This is a genomic window from Allopseudospirillum japonicum, from assembly GCF_900108915.1.
GTDB lineage: Bacteria > Pseudomonadota > Gammaproteobacteria > Pseudomonadales > Halomonadaceae > Pseudospirillum > Pseudospirillum japonicum.
This window is the reverse complement of record NZ_FNYH01000009.1, coordinates 16,592-34,331: the sequence shown is the minus strand read 5'-3', so window position 1 is coordinate 34,331 and position 17,740 is coordinate 16,592. Positions and strand designations below refer to the sequence as shown.

17 protein-coding genes and 1 tRNA gene are annotated in these 17,740 nt (G+C 44.2%); 12 read left to right on the top strand and 6 right to left on the bottom strand.

All coding sequences use genetic code 11. From position 1 onward, the window contains the following. Complete coding sequence (locus BMX05_RS09005) at positions 1 to 510, top strand: hypothetical protein (protein ID WP_093310510.1); 510 nt, start codon at positions 1 to 3, stop codon at positions 508 to 510. Between the two features lie 48 nt (positions 511 to 558). Here BMX05_RS09005 and BMX05_RS09000 read toward each other — a convergent pair whose 3' ends face one another. The 3 genes from BMX05_RS09000 to BMX05_RS08990 form a co-directional block, all read right to left on the bottom strand. After that, a complete protein-coding gene (locus BMX05_RS09000; RefSeq protein ID WP_317622226.1) occupies positions 559 to 918 on the bottom strand; it encodes a YkgJ family cysteine cluster protein in 360 nt (119 codons plus the stop codon). Positions 919 to 944: 26 nt separating this feature from the next. Continuing rightward, entirely contained in the window at positions 945 to 1,439 is a 495-nt protein-coding gene (gene rraA / locus BMX05_RS08995; RefSeq protein ID WP_093310508.1) for a ribonuclease E activity regulator RraA, read from the bottom strand. 83 nt (positions 1,440 to 1,522) lie between these two features. Beyond that, a complete protein-coding gene (locus BMX05_RS08990; protein ID WP_093310504.1) occupies positions 1,523 to 3,388 on the bottom strand; it encodes a diguanylate cyclase in 1,866 nt (621 codons plus the stop codon). Positions 3,389 to 3,608: 220 nt separating this feature from the next. Here BMX05_RS08990 and ruvC point away from each other — a divergent pair, with 220 nt between their 5' ends. Beyond that, positions 3,609 to 4,223 (top strand): crossover junction endodeoxyribonuclease RuvC, encoded by a 615-nt coding sequence (ruvC, locus tag BMX05_RS08985; protein WP_395855245.1) that lies wholly within the window; start codon positions 3,609 to 3,611, stop codon positions 4,221 to 4,223. Here ruvC and mtnA read toward each other — a convergent pair. Further along, positions 4,220 to 5,296: an S-methyl-5-thioribose-1-phosphate isomerase gene (gene mtnA, locus BMX05_RS08980; protein ID WP_093310498.1), complete on the bottom strand. Its 1,077-nt coding sequence runs from the start codon at positions 5,294 to 5,296 to the stop codon at positions 4,220 to 4,222. The genes ruvC and mtnA overlap by 4 nt on opposite strands. Positions 5,297 to 5,450: 154 nt before the next feature. Between mtnA and BMX05_RS08975 the strand changes: the two genes are divergently transcribed. The 9 genes from BMX05_RS08975 (at position 5,451) to BMX05_RS08935 (ending at position 15,776) form a co-directional block, all read left to right on the top strand. Beyond that, positions 5,451 to 6,845: a TRZ/ATZ family hydrolase gene (locus BMX05_RS08975; protein ID WP_093310496.1), complete on the top strand. Its 1,395-nt coding sequence runs from the start codon at positions 5,451 to 5,453 to the stop codon at positions 6,843 to 6,845. A 27-nt stretch (positions 6,846 to 6,872) separates the two neighbouring features. Then, a complete protein-coding gene (ubiG, locus tag BMX05_RS08970; protein ID WP_093310493.1) occupies positions 6,873 to 7,607 on the top strand; it encodes a bifunctional 2-polyprenyl-6-hydroxyphenol methylase/3-demethylubiquinol 3-O-methyltransferase UbiG in 735 nt (244 codons plus the stop codon). 63 nt (positions 7,608 to 7,670) lie between these two features. Beyond that, a complete protein-coding gene (locus BMX05_RS08965) occupies positions 7,671 to 8,369 on the top strand; it encodes an HAD family hydrolase (RefSeq protein WP_093310491.1) in 699 nt (232 codons plus the stop codon). Between the two features lie 60 nt (positions 8,370 to 8,429). Beyond that, positions 8,430 to 9,953 carry a sensor domain-containing diguanylate cyclase gene (locus BMX05_RS08960; RefSeq protein ID WP_093310488.1) on the top strand — a complete coding sequence of 508 codons (1,524 nt, stop codon included), beginning with the start codon at positions 8,430 to 8,432 and terminating at the stop codon, positions 9,951 to 9,953. Between the two features lie 110 nt (positions 9,954 to 10,063). Further along, on the top strand, positions 10,064 to 10,336 hold the full coding sequence (locus tag BMX05_RS08955; protein ID WP_093310483.1) for an FmdB family zinc ribbon protein: 273 nt from the start codon (positions 10,064 to 10,066) through the stop codon (positions 10,334 to 10,336). 113 nt (positions 10,337 to 10,449) lie between these two features. Next, positions 10,450 to 12,222 (top strand): aspartate--tRNA ligase, encoded by a 1,773-nt coding sequence (gene aspS, locus BMX05_RS08950; RefSeq protein ID WP_093310479.1) that lies wholly within the window; start codon positions 10,450 to 10,452, stop codon positions 12,220 to 12,222. A gap of 145 nt (positions 12,223 to 12,367) precedes the next feature. Beyond that, positions 12,368 to 13,114 (top strand): YebC/PmpR family DNA-binding transcriptional regulator, encoded by a 747-nt coding sequence (locus tag BMX05_RS08945; protein WP_093310476.1) that lies wholly within the window; start codon positions 12,368 to 12,370, stop codon positions 13,112 to 13,114. Between the two features lie 72 nt (positions 13,115 to 13,186). Further along, a complete protein-coding gene (locus BMX05_RS08940) occupies positions 13,187 to 14,389 on the top strand; it encodes a BaiN/RdsA family NAD(P)/FAD-dependent oxidoreductase (protein ID WP_317622225.1) in 1,203 nt (400 codons plus the stop codon). Between the two features lie 70 nt (positions 14,390 to 14,459). Continuing rightward, complete coding sequence (locus BMX05_RS08935) at positions 14,460 to 15,776, top strand: DASH family cryptochrome (RefSeq protein ID WP_093310469.1); 1,317 nt, start codon at positions 14,460 to 14,462, stop codon at positions 15,774 to 15,776. 37 nt (positions 15,777 to 15,813) lie between these two features. On the opposite strand, the gene dcd is transcribed toward BMX05_RS08935, so the two are convergent. Together dcd and BMX05_RS08925 are read right to left on the bottom strand one after the other, a co-directional pair. Continuing rightward, entirely contained in the window at positions 15,814 to 16,380 is a 567-nt protein-coding gene (gene dcd, locus BMX05_RS08930) for a dCTP deaminase (protein WP_093310465.1), read from the bottom strand. Between the two features lie 35 nt (positions 16,381 to 16,415). After that, positions 16,416 to 17,519, bottom strand: a complete 1,104-nt coding sequence (locus BMX05_RS08925; protein ID WP_093310460.1) for a DUF2066 domain-containing protein — start codon at positions 17,517 to 17,519, stop codon at positions 16,416 to 16,418. 112 nt (positions 17,520 to 17,631) lie between these two features. Between BMX05_RS08925 and BMX05_RS08920 the strand changes: the two genes are divergently transcribed. Then, positions 17,632 to 17,707, top strand: a tRNA-Asn gene (locus BMX05_RS08920). Positions 17,708 to 17,740: the final 33 nt, after the last annotated feature.

The following is a 17,740-nucleotide window of genomic DNA, read 5'->3' as shown; positions in this document are numbered from 1 at the left end:
ATGCCTATTCGGCCTGCTGTAAGCCTGTTTACCTGTTTATTTGTGTGCTTATTACTCAGCTGGAGTACACAAGTACAAGCACGTACCTATTCCTACCCAGATACTCGCCGCCCCTTGTTTTCTCTTGATATTCCCAATGCTTGGCATGTTGAAATTGAAAACGATGTTCTGCATGCAGGACCACCAGATCAAAGCCTATATTTAGGCTTCTGGGCCTTGCGCCGTTGGCATGATTCAGTCGCAGATGCTGTTGAAGAAGTCATTGATGGTTTGGTAGAAAATTTCCAAATTAACAATGAAGATCAAATCGAGGTCAATGGGATTCCCTTGTATTACATTGAAGGGGAAGGCCGTTACGTTGAAGGTGGCTGGATTAATGCTTCCATTGCGATTTTTAGTCCTGATGGTAAGACTTTTTGTGTCATGCTGTATTTTGCTGCCCCTGAAGATGAGGCCTATCACGAGCGTGCTTTGATCAATATTGTACGTTCTATCCGGCGTGGTGGATAAAAACACCAGAGGCGGTGCTACCAACCGCCTCTTTGTTTCACTTTCTCACTAGAGATTAGCGGAAGATGGCTTGGTTAAGATTTCCCACGTCTCTAGGACTTTTAAAGCAGAGGCAGCATCTTGTTGGCAAACTTCAATATCAAAATGAAATTTCTTGCAAGTGGCCGGTCGTAACGGTGAATCAAAGAGTTCACAAAGTAAGTGTTGGGTAAGATGGCCACAGCGTACACCGGCAGCTTTGCCTTGTGGATGTTTAGGAGTGGCGGCGCTAATGGAAGGGGCAATACAACAGGCAGCACATTGTGGACGGCAAGCATGAGCTGAAGATAACTCTTGCTTGGATAAGCCTTGGTTTTGTGTAAGATGGGGCATCTTTAAGGTACGAAAGAAGGAAAGAAACGGAGGCATGGCGCCCCCGTAAAATAAAAAATGGATTATTCTGGCATACTCAAAGGCTGTGCAGAAACCAAAACCCCGTTATTGTCCGCATAGACATATTCGCCTGGATGGAAGGTAACACCACCAAAGGTTACAGGTACTTGATATTCGCCCACACCCCGTTTCTCTGATTTTTTAGGATGGGTTGCTAAGGCTTGCACGCCAAGATCTAGCTCATTGATGACATCCACATCACGGATACAGCCATACATAATGACCCCTTCCCAGCCATTTTGTACGGCTTTTTCTGCGAGCATATCGCCCAGCATGGCGCAACGTAAGGAACCACCTGCATCCACGACCATGACCTTACCTTCGCCAGGCTTTTCTACTTCGGCCTTGACTAAAGAGTTATCTTCGAAGCATTTGATAGTGACCACTTGGCCACCAAAAGACTCACGTCCGCCGAAGTTCGAGAACATAGGATCTAAAACACGTACCAGTTCAGGATAAGCATCGCATAAATCTGGGGTGATATAAGTTTGGCTCATGATAACCTCGTAGGTGTTTAGTGGAATCGCTGAAAGGCCCTAGTGTACGCATTTTTGGGGTGCAGACCTATTGGCCATTGGCGTTAGTATTTTTCTTTGGAAACCCAAAGTTCTTGTGAAAAGCGCACGACCTGATTACGGCCATTTTCTTTCGCGGCATATAAAGAAACATCAGCAAATTTTAAGGCCTGCCAGAAAGCTTGCCCATCATTGGGGTAATCTGCCAAGCCAATAGAAATGGTTTTGGTAAGTAACGTACTCCCTGCTTTGAATTGGTGATTTTCCACCGCAGCACGGATTTTATCAGCCACGGAAACACCTGCTTCTGCATCTGTATCCAACAAAATAATCAGGAATTCTTCACCACCATAACGAATCACTAAATCGGACTCACGGACATTGGCCATAAAAATCGCTGCAAGATCAATCAAAATGGCATCACCAATATCATGTCCATAGGTGTCATTGACGGTTTTGAAGTAATCCAAATCCAACATCATCAAAGTCATGGCGGTGCGTCGGCGTTTACACTGATTGACTAAAGTCTCTGCGTATTCTTCAAGAAAACGTCGGTTGCGCAGACCTGTCATAGCATCGTTGAGGGTGGATTCGCGCAAGCTAGCCATCAGGCGTTTAGCTTGTAGCACAGGTGCTGCCTCACGCAGGTAAGATTCTACCAAAGGACGCGCACGTTCCGCGCTCGCTTCCTCTTCTGGCTTAAGCACAATTTGAATCACACTGCCAACACCACCTGATTGAATGACAGGCAAGCATAAATATTTATAACCTTGGCTTTGTGCATCATGTGAAAAAGAGCGACAAATCAAGGTGTTCTCACGCCCATCAATATAATGACCTGTGCGCACAACACGGCAAGCGGTGCATTTATCACCAATATCTGGGCTACACCACTGGATGGGTGCTTGCGCAATGCCATCGACACACACACTGCGAATTTGCTTACGATTGCTGTCGATTTCATAAATGGAAAAGGTATTAAACTGGAATTCGGCTTGTAGGACTTCGCTGATCCGTTGGAAAACTTCTTCGCTGGTTTCGTCTTCTTCAATAGCTTGTTTAAACTGGGAAACTTTTACCAAACCAGACACGGTATTTGCAGTATCTGTGAGTAAATCCGTGGTTTCTAAAGGCTGAGTTTGTACCAGACAAGCCACATTATGGCGAATTTCAGTGAGCTTGTTGGTGATCCCTGTGGAGAGGGTATTAAAGTGTTTCGCAATCGCGCCAATCTCATCATTGGTATGCGGTTGGATACGGACACTAAAATCACCAGAATTGGCCAGTTTGACTGCGTGTTCGACTTCTTGAGCTGTGAGGGCTAAAGGTTGCAAAATTCGGCGTAGATATAACAGGGAAATGATACTAAAAAGGGCCACGACAGAAACAAGCACAATAACAGTAATAATGCCTGCGGTGCGCATATGGGCAATGGAAGCACTGAGCGTGACTACACCTAACACAGTGCCTTCTTTCACCTGGTGGCAGTTCAAACAGTTCACATCGCCTTTGCTACTGGCAATATAAGGGATGGTGGCGCGAAATCTTGGATTTAAGTAACCGCCAACAAGGGTATAAAGGGCTTCCCCTGTGATCATAACTTGATAATCAAGGCGATCGGCTTGGGTTTCCATCGCAATGCCTTCGCCGAATTGCTCTTTTACTGCATCACCGCGTACGACGCGAGCTTCATCTAATCCTTCAACACCTGCGATACGTTCTAGTAAAGAATGTCGTGTGTCCATGGTACCATTGAGCATGGATTCGGTCAGAGCAACACGTATCATTTCTGCCGTAGTACGTGTATGTTCTGTGGCCGCACGAATAGAGAAGTCACGGAAAGAGGCCAATCCTGCCAATGAGATGACAAACATCAGCAGAAACATGACAGAACTCATAGAGAAAAGGGTTTTGTTTTGCAGCTTAGACATAAGACGAAAAGCTTCCCTGATTATAATTATTGGCCAGATGGTAAATTAAGCCCAGCGCAGCGAATAAGGGACTACAAAACTTGAGACTATAGCAAATTCATGCTTTAAGGGTTAATTTTTTTATCAAGTATGACAACCTAACTTATTCATTTTAAGATGTTTGTTATTTAGATTTTTTTTAAATCTAATGTAGTTTTAGCTAAATTAAAAAGGTATTGGAGTGCAAAAAAACGTCGAAAAAATTTTATTAGGCATTGATCCAGGTTCGCGTATCACAGGTTATGGGTTGATTGGATGGCAACATCCTCAGGCGCGTTATATTGCTTGTGGTGTGATACGAACGCAAGGAGAATTAGTCGATCGTTTAGGGCAAATTTATGCGGGTCTAGAAGAGGTGATTGCACGTTATCGTCCAGACCAGGTTGCAATAGAAGATGTTTTTTTGGCAAAAAATCCAGACTCTGCAATCAAATTAGGACAAGCACGTGGTGCGGCCTTGGTTTGTGTCGCCCGGCATGGGCTCGCTTTAACCGCTTATGGAGCACGCGAAGTGAAGTACCATGTGGTTGGGCAAGGCAGTGCGGATAAAAAACAGGTGCAGCAGATGGTCACGCGTTTGCTGAAGTTGGAACAAGTGCCTCGAGTCGATGCAGCGGATGCGTTAGCCATTGCCTTGTGTGACGCTTATCATCAACAAGGCAGTTTATTATTAGCACGGGAAAGCAAACAAACCCGCCCCCTAAACTCACCAAACACTCAGCCTATGCCAAAGAAACCTCAAGCAGGTAGCGCGCGTCAAGCATGGGCTACCTGGTATCAGCAAAAAGAGACTTAATGCAAACCTTGCTTAGACATTAAGCGCGCCATTTTTTCCTTATTGGGACGACGCACAATGCCCTTTTCTGTCACAATCACATCAACTAGTTCTGCTGGGGTGACATCAAATACAGGGTTATAAGCCTCAACACCTTCAGGGGCGATAGGTTGACCTAATACAGAAGTGAGCTCCTCTCCACTGCGTTCCTCAATGGGAATATCTTCACCTGAGTTTAAGTTAAAATCTATGGTGCTAGTCGGAGCGACGACCATAAAACCGACTTCATGATGTAATGCCTGTACGGCAAGATTATAAGTGCCAATTTTATTGGCCACATCACCATTAGCGGTAATCCGATCCGCACCAACAAGGATCCAACTGATCGGCTGGGTTTTTAAAATATGGCTAACAGCACTATCCACATTTAAGCTGACAGGAATGCGCTCACGCATCAATTCCCATGCGGTGAGGCGTGCCCCTTGCCACCAAGGGCGTGTTTCATTGGCATAAACACGATCAATTAGGCCACGTTTCCAAGCGGAACGTATCACACCTAAAGCCGTACCATAACCACCGGTCGCTAAAGCGCCAGTATTACAGTGTGTCATCACACAACGGCCGTTTTCTTGATGTTTACTGATAAGATTGGCCCCTAAATCTCCCATCGCTTTGTTCGCTTGTAAATCCGTTTCGTGAATCCGTTGGGCTTCTGGTAACAAGAAAGTATCCGGATGCTGGCCAAATTGGGTTTGCGCCAGTGCACGGCGCATATTATCAAGCGCCCAAAAGAGATTGACGGCCGTAGGACGAGATTCAGCGAGCGCTTGTAAATCTTGCTCTAACAACAAAGGCCAGCGCTCAATATCTTCAGCGTAACGCTGACGAGCAGCTAACACCACGCCATAAGCTGCAGTAATGCCAATGGCAGGTGCACCACGCACCACCATATTGCGGATGGCATCTACCAGACCTTGAGCGTCTGTATATTCTAGATAAACTTCTTTTTGCGGGAGATACCTTTGGTCTAAAAGTCGTAAACTTTCACCAGTCCACTCAATGGCTTGGAAGGTATCAAGGTCATGCGCTGTCATAGCCGATCCTAAATCTGGACGTTGAACAGGAAAAAAACTCACTAAAACGAAAACCTGTATTCGTTTACCTGTAAAATATTATAACCTAGATAGGTATTTATCTGCCGCAAAAGCTGAGCCTTCGAACCGCTTTTATTGAATTAGGATCAAGATTATGAGCACCTCATCGGCCAATTCAGCCTGTTATGCAAGCCCCAATACCGCGCCTCAAGAAGTGGATACCTTGATTCATGCACGTTGGATTTTGCCTATGTGTACTGATGTTCAAGGTCAGCCACATCTATATAAGCAGCATTCCTTAGTGATTCATGGGCAGCGTATTTTAGATATTTTGCCTACAGAGGAAGCTAAGGGAAGCTATCTTGCCGCACAAGTATATCAACTTGATGACCATTTATTGTTGCCTGGACTGATTAACTTACATGGTCATGCGGCAATGAGTCTATTTCGTGGGCTGGCGGATGATTTGCCCTTGATGACTTGGTTAAACGAGCATATTTGGCCGGCAGAAAAACATTATGTTAATGAAGATTTTGTCCGTGTAGGAACGCAAGTTGCTATTGCAGAAATGTTGCGTACAGGGACCACGTATTTTAGTGATATGTACTTTTTCCCTGAAGTGAGTGCACAGGTCGCCAATGATGTGGAAATACGTATGCAAGCGACTTGTCCCTTATTAGATTTTCCGACCAACTGGGCCCAAACGCCGGCAGAATATTTGCGTAAATCGGCGGATTTTATTCAACACTGGCAGAAAAATCCTTGGGTTCGTCCTGCGTTAGGGCCACACGCGCCTTATAGCGTCGGCGATGGCCTTTTGTGTGATACACTCGCATTACAAAAACAAACTGGGGTGAATATGCAGATGCATGTTCACGAAACTGATTTTGAAGTGCAGCAATCACTCGAGTTACATCAGCAACGTCCGCTCGCGCGTTTAGCACGTTTAGGGGCTTTGTCTGCCCAGTTTCAAGCGGTACATATGACGCAAATTGATGCACAAGATTTAGCTTTATTGCAGCAGCACCAAGTGAGTTTAATTCATTGCCCACAATCCAATTTAAAATTAGCTAGTGGATTTTGTCCGCTGCAACAAGTGCGTCAAGCAGGTATTTTAACCGGTTTGGGTACAGACGGTGCAGCAAGTAACAATGACTTGGATTTGTGGTCTGAGATGCAAACGGCGGCTTTGTTAGCGAAAGGTGTCGCAGGCGATGCCAGTGCTTTACCTGCCTATGAAGCGTTGAAAATGGTTACTATCGATGCGGCGCATATTGTAGGGGAAGGGGCACGTTTAGGCTCTTTAGAATTCGATAAACAGGCAGATATTTGTGCAGTGCGTTTACAAGATCTAGATTCTCTGCCCTTGTATCAACCGATTTCCCATCTCGTGTATACCCGGATGGCGGATAAAGTATCTCATGTGTGGGTTGCCGGTAAACTTCATGTGGACGAAGGTGAGCTCCTGACACTTGATGAGCGCAGCTTAAAAGAAGATGCACGCCGTTGGGCAATGAAAATTGCCAATACAGGCCATCATACGCCTTAGATAGTTGGACGAACTTTGGAGTCAATGATGTCAACACAAAATGTAGACCCCGCAGAAATTGCAAAATTTGAAGCCTTAGCCAGTCGTTGGTGGGATAAAGAAGGCGAGTTTAAACCCTTACATGACATTAATCCTTTGCGGGTGAATTATATTGATCGTCAAGTGGCACTGGCAGGTAAGTGTGTGCTGGATGTGGGTTGTGGCGGGGGGATTTTAGCAGAAGCTATGGCACATAGAGGCGCCCAGGTGACAGGCATTGATATGGGGGAAGCCCCTTTACAGGTCGCGCGCTTGCACCAGTTGGAATCTGGAGTAGAGGTTGAGTATCGGCACTTAAGTGCGGAGGCTTTGCTGGCAGAGAAACAGGCAGAATTTTTACACGATCCCCAACAGGCCTATGATGTAGTGACTTGCTTAGAAATGCTAGAGCATGTACCAGATCCGGCCTCTGTGATTGCGGCCTGCGCTGCTTTGGTAAAACCTGGGGGCTATGTCTTTTTTTCTACAATTAACCGTACCCCTAAAGCATATTTATTTGCTATTTTAGGTGCAGAGTATGTATTAAAACTCCTGCCTAAAGGGACGCATGATTATGCAAAATTTATTCGTCCTGCAGAATTAGGCCAGTGGGCGCGACAAGCTGATCTTGAGTTAATGCAGATGACAGGGATGACCTATAATCCCATCACACGCAAATATAAGTTGCAACCAAGGGATCTAGATGTGAACTATTTGGTTGCTTGTCGACGCCCTGCATCCTAGCAAAATACTAAAGTGTTTTCGTTATCCATTATAAAAATGCTCTGTGAGTAAAGGATTTTTGTTGTGAACCAGCCTGTAAGGCCGCTAACTGAGTTACCTCTACAAGCCGTACTCTTTGATTTAGATGGGACTTTATTAGATACAGCGGCAGATTTGCACCAAGCACTCAACCAAATGCGGCAAGCCGATGGTTTGCCGCCTCTACCCTATGATCAAGTCCGTGCGCAAGTTTCTAATGGTGCAAGTGCCTTGATTGAACTCGGGTATGGCGTCCCCGTAGAAGCAGCTACCCATGCGGCTTTGCGTCAGCGTCTTTTAGATACGTACGCACAGTGTGTCGCACAAGAAGCAAGCTACTTTGCGGGTATGGAAACTTTATTGCAGGCATTAGAAGAGGCCCAAATCAGTTGGGGTATTGTCACTAATAAACCACGTTACTTTACTGAGCGTTTATTACATGCTTTGAATATCAAAAGTGCAGTGACTGTCTGTCCTGAGGATATAGACGCGCGCAAACCAGACCCAGCACCCTTGTGGTTTGCATGTCGTCAGTTGGCTATTGAGCCTCAATATTGTGTCTATGTTGGCGACCACCAGCGCGATATAGAAGCCGGACGTCGTGCAGGGATGCGTACCTTGGTAGCCGCTTATGGCTACTTGGGACCGCAAGATTTACCGCATCAGTGGCAAGCAGATCATATCGTGCATAGTGTGCCAGCATTACATGCTTGGTTACGTGAGCGTTTGCCTGATGCCCTTTAGGGATGGTCAAGCTGGATTGTCAGCCTTGGATATGGGACCTTGAAAATAGGATTAACGGCTTTGATACCTGAATCACTACAAAAAAATCTAAACCAGTGCCGTACCTTACCCACCTTGCCAAATATCGCTTTGCAAGTGATGCAAGTTGCACGCGATCCTGAGGCAGGGATAGGTGATTTGATACCTATTTTAAGTAAGGATCCAGCACTGGCGGCAAAGGTACTTTCCACAGCAAATTCTGCCTATTATAGCCGCCAGCGTCCCTGTGACAATCTAACCCAAGCCTTAAACTTATTAGGTTTGGATATGACGGTTGTGCTCACACTAAGCTTTGCATTTGCCAATACTTTGCACCAAATGCAATCCAGCGCTTTAGACCTCAAAAAATTCTGGAAACGTAGTGTGTTAAGCGCGATGGCTGTGCGTGTGCTGGCCAAAGGGCATGCGCAAGCAGATCAACTATTTTTAGCTGCTTTGATGCAAGATATAGGCATTTTGGCCTTGCACGAGATCGATCCTCAAACCTATGTGCAAGAGGTGCAACAAGCACAAACCCACATGCAATTGGTCGCGGCGGAAATGCAAACCTATCACTGTGATCATGCACATATAGGCGCTTGGTTGGTTGCTGCGTGGAAGTTGCCTACCTGTTACGTAGATTGGATTGGACAAAGTCACGCCCCAGGAGATAGCTTAGAAGCTAAGTATATTTACCTTTCAGGTGCGCTTGCTGATTTATGGGTACGAGAGGATCCGCTAGAAGCGATGAGCGAGGTATTACAGGTCGCAGCGGAAAGCCTAGATTTAGATGCAGAAGCGATGCAAGCTGTGATTGAAAATGTTCATCAACACTTGCCAGAGGCGGCGCAAATTTTCGGGGTGAACTTAGAAGACCCGATTGATATGTTGGAACTGGTACAAAGTGCCAAAGATTTATTAGTAGAACGCAATTTGCGTTTGATGCAACAAATGGCACATTATCAGCAAGAGTTACAGCAATTGCGTAGCCATCATGCGGAATTACATCAGCAATTGCAGCGTGATCCTTTAACGCAAGTATATAATCGTGGTCATATTAGCCAATTACTTGAACACGCTTACCAGCAGGCAAAAGCGACGCAAACGCCGCTGACCTTGATGTTTATTGATTTGGATCATTTTAAGAAAATTAATGACACCTTTGGTCATCAAACCGGTGATGAAGTCTTAAAAATCACTGGGCAAATCTTACTGTCGATGGTGCGTAAAACGGATTACGCGGGCCGCTATGGTGGTGAGGAATTTTTAGTGATCATGCCAGGTAGTTATGCTGACGATGCAGGTAAATTAGCACAAAGGCTACAAACGGCGTTTGCACAGCAAGATACACGCTTGGCACAAATTGGCTGTACTTTGGAAAATCAGCAACCGCTTAAAGTAACCGCTTCTATTGGTATTGCCACTTGGGAGCCTCAGCAACAGCACCCTATGACCTCGGTTGATGTGCTGGTCGCCTGTGCTGATAAGGCCATGTATCAGGCAAAATCAAGTGGACGTAATTGCGTTGTCTGCTATTCCAATCATCTTTATGACACAGGTCATTAATCAAGATGCTTGATATTCATTCTGATTGCCCCTATATCCCCAGCTGGATCCTTGGTGATCTCAATAGCCTGTGATGCTTTTCTGGATAGATTGTGTGGAGAAAACCCTAGATGCCAATTTATGAGTATCAATGTACCCAATGTGGTCATCATTTAGAGGCTTTGCAAAAAATGAGTGACGCACCTTTAACCGATTGTCCAGCGTGTGCAACGGAAGGTGTTTTAGTCAAACAAGTGTCGGCAGCAGGATTTCGCTTAAGTGGCCAAGGTTGGTATGAGACGGATTTTAAATCAAATGGGCATAAGAAAAATCTAAGCGGAGATACGGCAAGCGCAGCGACAAAAAAAGAAGCCTGTGCAAGTTGTCCAGCAGCGAACCCTTGATGAGAAACAAGAAATCATAGGGGCACCCTTAGCGGTTGCCCCTTTTGCTTTGTATAATAGCGCCTACATTCAGGTGTTTAATTGATATAGTTAAAAGGTAACGGGAAAACATTATGCGCAGTCTGTATTGCGGCGATTTGAACGAAACTCATCTAGATCAACAAGTTAGCGTATGTGGTTGGGTCCACCGTCGCCGCGATCACGGAGGGGTGATTTTTCTCGACCTACGCGATCGTAACGGGATCATTCAAGTGGTGGTTGATCCTGATACCCCAGAAGCTTTTGCAACGGCAGATCAATGTCGTAGCGAATACGTACTACAAGTGCAAGGGCGTGTACGTTTGCGCCCTGAAGGAACAGAAAATGCCAATATGCCCACAGGTAAGGTGGAGTTATTAGGCAAGCAAGTGACCCTGCTCAATACTTCAGAAACACCCCCTTTCCAACTCGACGAATTTGCAAATGTCGGTGAGGATGTCCGCCTTAAATATCGTTTTGTTGATTTGCGCCGTCCAGAAATGCAAGAAAAGTTGCGTTTCCGTTCGAAAGTGACTCATAAGATTCGTAATTATCTAGAAGAGCAAGGCTTCCTTGATATAGAAACCCCAATTTTGACACGCGCCACACCCGAGGGTGCGCGTGATTACTTGGTGCCTAGCCGTACTCATGAAGGATGCTTTTTCGCTTTGCCACAATCGCCACAATTATTTAAGCAGCTGCTTATGGTGGCAGGTTTTGACCGTTATTATCAAATCGCAAAATGTTTCCGTGATGAAGATCTACGCGCCGACCGCCAGCCTGAATTTACCCAAATTGACCTAGAAGCTTCCTTTGTTGATGAGGAAGATATTATGGGAATTGCAGAAGGCATGGCGCGTGAGCTTTTCCAAGCACTTAAAGGGGTGGATTTAGGTCAATTCCCACGTTTACCTTATGCACAAGCGATGTCGCGTTTTGGTTCAGACAAACCAGATTTACGTATTCCACTTGAATTGGTGGATGTTGATGATCTGATGGCGCAAGTAGATTTCAAAGTCTTCTCTGGTCCGGCAAAAGATCCTAAAGGCCGGGTTGCTGCGTTGAAAGTGCCACAGGGTGCCCATTTATCACGTAAGCAAATTGATGATTACACCAAATTTGTGGGCATCTATGGTGCCAAAGGTTTGGCTTGGATCAAAGTCAATGAGCGTGCTAAAGGCTTGGAAGGCTTACAATCGCCTATTGTTAAGTTTATGGAAGCGGTCATTGAGCCTTTACTTGAACGTCTTGATGCACAAGATGGCGATATTATTTTCTTTGGTGCTGATCAAGCCAAAATTGTGAATGAAGCACTGGGAGCGCTACGTTGCAAACTAGGTGAAGATTTGAATCTGTATACCTGCGACTGGGCACCTTTATGGGTAGTTGATTTCCCTATGTTTGAGGAAGATAAAGATGGCCGTTTATCTGCCTTACATCATCCTTTCACCGCGCCTTCTTGTTCTGCACAAGCTTTGGAAGCCGAACCAGCCCAAGCCCTTTCGCGTGCTTATGATATGGTGCTCAATGGTGTGGAGCTTGGTGGTGGTTCTATTCGTATTCATGACCAACAAATGCAAGCGGCTGTCTTTCGCATACTGGGCATTGATGCACAAGAGCAACAAGAAAAATTTGGTTTCTTGTTAGATGCGCTGAAACTAGGCGCGCCGCCGCACGGTGGTTTGGCCTTTGGTTTGGATCGTTTGGTCATGCTGATGACAGGCGCACGTTCTATTCGTGAAGTGATTGCTTTCCCGAAAACGCAAAGTGCAGCTTGTGTATTGACTGATGCACCTGGTGAAGTGAATAACCAGCAACTAAAAGATTTGCATATTCGCTTACGTGCTAAAGCGCAAGTAGAAGGTTAATTCATCTATAAAAAGGACATCACTCGTAGGGTGTCCTTTTATTGACTAATGTGTGCAGGTCTTTTAAGAAAAATACGCCTGAGTTTTTCTAAAAAGTTACTTGTATAAAGAAATTTATCTATCGATATCATTTAGGAGCTTCTCCATGGCGGGGCATAGTAAATGGGCCAATATTAAACATCGCAAAGCAGCACAAGATGCCAAGCGTGGCAAAGTATTTACTAAGTTAATTCGTGAATTAACGGTTGCGGCTAAACAAGGTGGTGGTATTCCAGAAGATAATCCACGTTTACGTGCTGCAATTGATAAAGCTCTCTCAAATAACATGACAAAAGACACAATTCAACGTGCTATTGATCGGGGTGCGGGCAACTCTGAAGCGGATAACATGGAAGAAATTGTGTATGAAGGTTATGCACCAGCAGGTGTGGCTGTCTTAGTTGAATGCTTAAGTGATAACCGTAATCGTACCGTATCTGAGGTACGCCATGCGTTTAGTAAATGTGGTGGTAATTTAGGAACTTCAGGCTCAGTCGCTTATTTATTTAATCAACGTGGACAAATTTCCTTTGCACCTGGGGTTGATGAAGATGCTTTAATGGAAGCCGCATTAGAAGCGGGTGCAGAAGATATTCTGACTCATGATGATGCTTCTGTAGATGTGCTTACGAGTCCACAAGATTTCGGCATAGTGAAAGATGCCTTAGATCAAGCGGGCTTTCAGGCAATGAATGCAGAAGTGACTAAGTTACCAGATACGCATACACAGATTACAGACTTAGACACGGCACAAAAAGTCATGCGTCTTATTGATATGCTAGAAGATTTAGATGATGTACAAAATGTGTATACAAATGCAGATTTTGCAGAAGAATTAATGGATCAGTTATAACTTTTTCTGTAACGATTCATCTACTCAATAACCCCGCATCTTTGCGGGGTTTTTTATCGACGAGAAGAAATAATGATGCAAACTACACAAGTATTAATTCTAGGGGCAGGTGCTGCCGGACTCATGTGTGCTATAAGTGCTGGACAGCGTAAGCGTCAAGTGATTATTTTGGATCATGCATCACGTGCGGGGAATAAAATTCGTATTTCTGGTGGTGGGCGCTGCAACTTTACTAATTATTTTATTGAACCAGAAGCCTACCTTTCTAACAATCCACATTTTTGCAAATCGGCTTTAAGCCGTTACACCCAATGGGATTTTATTGCTTTAATGGAAAAACATGGTCTGCCTTTTCATGAAAAAGAAGCAGGGCAATTATTTTCTGACCGCAAAGCACAAGCTATTGTTGATATGTTATTAGCTGAAATTCAGGAAGTAGGTGCACAGCTTTCTCTAGAAACGGAAATTTATACCGTTATAAAAACAAAAGAAAATCAATCACCTTACCGCTTTCAAGTCACCACGTCTCAAGGTGATTATCTCTGCGAATCTTTAGTCGTTGCTACAGGAGGCCTTTCGATGCCAGCACTTGGTGCCAGTGCCTTGGGATATCAGATAGCACAAGAATTTGGATTATCTTTAGTGCCACAAAGAGCAGCGTTAGTGCCTTTTACCTTGCATCCACAAGATAAAGCTTTTAGTGCATCTTTGGCAGGTCTAAGCATTAATATCCGTGCGCATACTGCTGAGAAAAGTTTCCAAGGCGCTTTATTATTTACTCACAGAGGATTAAGTGGTCCGGCAATTCTACAAATTTCTTCTTATTGGCAAGCAGGCGTTCCAGTGTCTATTCATTTAATGCCGGATATTGATGTGCTAAAAGCTTTAAAAGAAGCACGTCAAGCCCATCCAAAGTGGGAATTAAAAACTTGGTTAGCACAGTATTGGCCACAAAGATTAGCGAAAGCTTGGTGTGATTATCAAAATTGGCCTGCAAGTGTCACATTAAGTGAGCTAAGCAATCTAAAGCTTGAGAGTTATGCACAAACTATTCAAGCTTGGGTACCTAATATTGCAGGTACCGAAGGCTATCGTACAGCGGAAGTCACCTTAGGGGGCATTGATACAGACGAGCTTTCTTCAAAAAGTATGCAAGCGAAGCAGGTGGAAGGTTTATATTTTATTGGTGAAGTGGTTGATGTTTCTGGACATTTGGGTGGTTTTAATTTTCAGTGGGCTTGGAGTAGTGCTTGGGCAGCAGGAGAGTATGTCTAACAAATCCAGGAATCTTTTGTAGGTAGACTTTTCCAAGTGAAGGGAGCTTTTCACAGTATAGGAAAATATTATGAGCCGATATAAAACCGCTTTACTTGTCTTCGATCGTGATTTGCGCTTACAAAATCAAGCTGCTTTAGCTGAGGCATGTGCACAAAGTGAACAACTGCTTTGTGTGCACTTTCTTAATACGCAGACGCAAGGTTGGGGAGCAATACACAGCCAGGCACGTGCACCGGCAGCACAAGCATTTTATTGGCAAGCCTTGGTGGATTTGCAAACAAGGTTAGCAGAATTTGGCCAATCTTTGTGGATTTTAGAAAAGCCTGCTAAGGAAGTATTTCCCTCCTTAATTGATGAATATTCTATTCAGGCTGTGTATTTAAGTGAGCACGCAGATTTCAACCAACAAAAGCAATGGGGGTTTTTAAAATCTGCTTTTCCTTATTTAAACTGGCACCTCTATCACACCCATAGTTTATGGTCTTTAGAAGCATTACCTTTTTCTTTAGATGATTTGCCAGATACATTTAGTGCTTTTCGACGCCAATTAGAAAAAACAAAGTTAATGCCTCCTAAGCCCTTGCCTGCTCCTAAATATTGGCCACCATCACCAGTCAAAATTAATCAAAATACCCTAAAAATAGCAGATAGCTTGAATTTTAAGGGAGGAGAAACCAATGCACTCATACATTTGCAAAATTATTTTAATCAAGATCATGCTTTAAGCTATAAGCAAACGCGTAATGCTTTAATGGGGGAAAATACAAGTACTTGTTTTTCACCTTGGTTAGCGCAAGGTTGTATTTCTGCAGCACAAATACTAGAAGCTTTGCGAACCTTTGAATGCCAACATCAAGCGAATGAATCCACTTATTGGATTTATTTTGAATTATTATGGCGTGAGTATTTTCACCTCTATGCACGTAAATATCAGGGGAAGCTTTTTCATTCTCAAGGAATTCATAAGGAAAAGAAAACGATAGGTGGTAGCTTTTATGCACAGCGTTTTGCAAAATGGTGTGCAGGGAATACGCCAAATGATTTGATTAATGCTTGTATGCATCAACTCAATGCGCAAGGGTTTTTGTCAAATCGAGGACGCCAACTTGTTGCGAGTTATTTAATTTATGATTTAGGGATAGATTGGCGTTATGGTGCCGCTTATTTTGAAAAGCATTTACTTGATTATGATGTAGCTGTCAATTGGGGCAATTGGCAATATATTGCTGGTGTCGGCGCAGATCCTAGAGGCGGCAGGCATTTTAATATCAGTAAGCAAGCGGAGCTTTATGATGCAAAAAGGCACTACAGAAACCTGTGGCAAGGACAAGCCACTTGCTTGCCACTAGATGCAGTCGGGATTGATGATTGGCCCTTAGAATAAAAAATGTGAAGACGGAAGTAAATTCCGTCTTATTTTTTTAAGTACGTGGTAAAGTAACACCGGTTTGTTTCATATATTTACCACCACGGTCTTTGTAAGAAGTTGAACAGACTTCATCTGATTCAAAAAATAGCATTTGAGCAACGCCTTCATTCGCATAAATTTTTGCAGGTAAATTTGTGGTGTTAGAAAACTCTAAAGTGACGTGGCCTTCCCATTCTGGTTCTAATGGAGTGACATTAACAATAATACCGCAGCGGGCATAAGTCGATTTACCAAGACAAATGGTTAAAATATTGCGTGGAATACGGAAGTATTCAACCGTACGTGCAAGCGCAAAAGAATTGGGTGGAATAATACAATAATCCCCCTTCACATCAACAAAACTATTGGGATCAAAGTTTTTAGGATCCACTGTAGCAGAGTGAACATTAGTGAAAATTTTAAATTCATCGGCACAGCGAACATCATAACCATAACTTGAAGTGCCATAAGAAATAACACGTTCTTCGCCAGCATAGCGGACTTGCTCTGCTTCGAAAGGGGTAATCATTTGTACCGATGCCGCCATGCGACGAATCCAGTGATCTGATTTAATACTCATAGCAGATGACCTTATCAATGCAGTTGATATAAAAATTAAGGTTTTGGGCGCCAATGGTAGTAGATTAAGTGGCTTTTGTCTTTGTTATCAGCAGAATTTTGCTGCTCGCTACTAAAATCTGCGCTTAATTCAGGCACAAGTTGGGAATCCAGTTGTAGAATTTGGTTGAATTTTCCCAGATCTGGGGTGCCTAGTTGTAATTGTAAACGCGCATAGCCATTTTCTAATGCGAGCAAATTAACCTCTTGTACAAGGGGGAGTTGCTGAAGATAACTTGATAAGTGTGCATAATCGCTTATTTGCTCAACGCCTGTGACCTGTAAATGCAGCGGCTGGGCCTGTGCATCTGCTGGTAAAAGACGGAAGCTATACAAGTTTGCAAGGCGGTTAGCGACCTCATGCACCCCTTGGGATAAAAGTTTGCCTAATTCGGGCGCTTGTTGTTGAAAATTAAGCTCAGTATGTGCCAATAACAAGCGCCATTGTGCTGTCCAAGCATCCCCTTGAAGATCAGGCATTACACGGGCGCTGACTAAGATATCAGCTTGATATGGGCGTCGCATGGCTTCTAAAGGTTCACGGAACCCTCCCCAAATATCAGCAACTTGCAACCCTTGCACTCCTAAATCTGGTGTGGGCAGTAACCAAGGTAAGCCCCGTTCTTGTGCCTGCGCTAAAATCCATTCACTTAAGGCCGGATTTGTATCTGGCGTAATAAAGTAGCGACCTTGTTGGCCTTGTAAGACAATCCAAGCCACAACCTGTGGCCGTTCTTGTCCCCACAAAGGTAAGCCTGCTTGTTGCAATAATGTCTGCATGCGTTCTTGTTGGAAAGTGAGCTTGAGTTCAAAAGGCGGCTGTTTCTCTGTTGTCTGATAAGCAAAATACTCGATCCAAGCAGATGCTTGTGCAAGAGAAGCTTGGATTTGTTGATTCTCCAATACTTGTGGGTGTCCGCTAATGCGAACCCAAGTGATTGCTAATGCTTCGCGCGCGACTTGTTGGCGCGTACTTTCTTTTGTATCTGGAACCTTGACTAGAGATTCATAAAGGTTTTCAACTGAGCGAGCATGAATCTGAGGTGCGATGAAGTGCGTGCTAAAGCATACAGTAAGGCCCAAAATTAGGCGCACTAACATAAGAGAAACTCCATAATAAATACAGGAATATACTGGATCTTGTGTGGGATGTGTACGCTTGCTTGCCACAAGCTTGACATCTAAAGCCTAATCTTTATACTTTGCGCCATCTTCCCTGATAGCTCAGTCGGTAGAGCAGTTGACTGTTAATCAATTGGTCGCAGGTTCGAGTCCTGCTCAGGGAGCCAAAATATTCTAGCCCCGTTATCTTTCTAACGGGG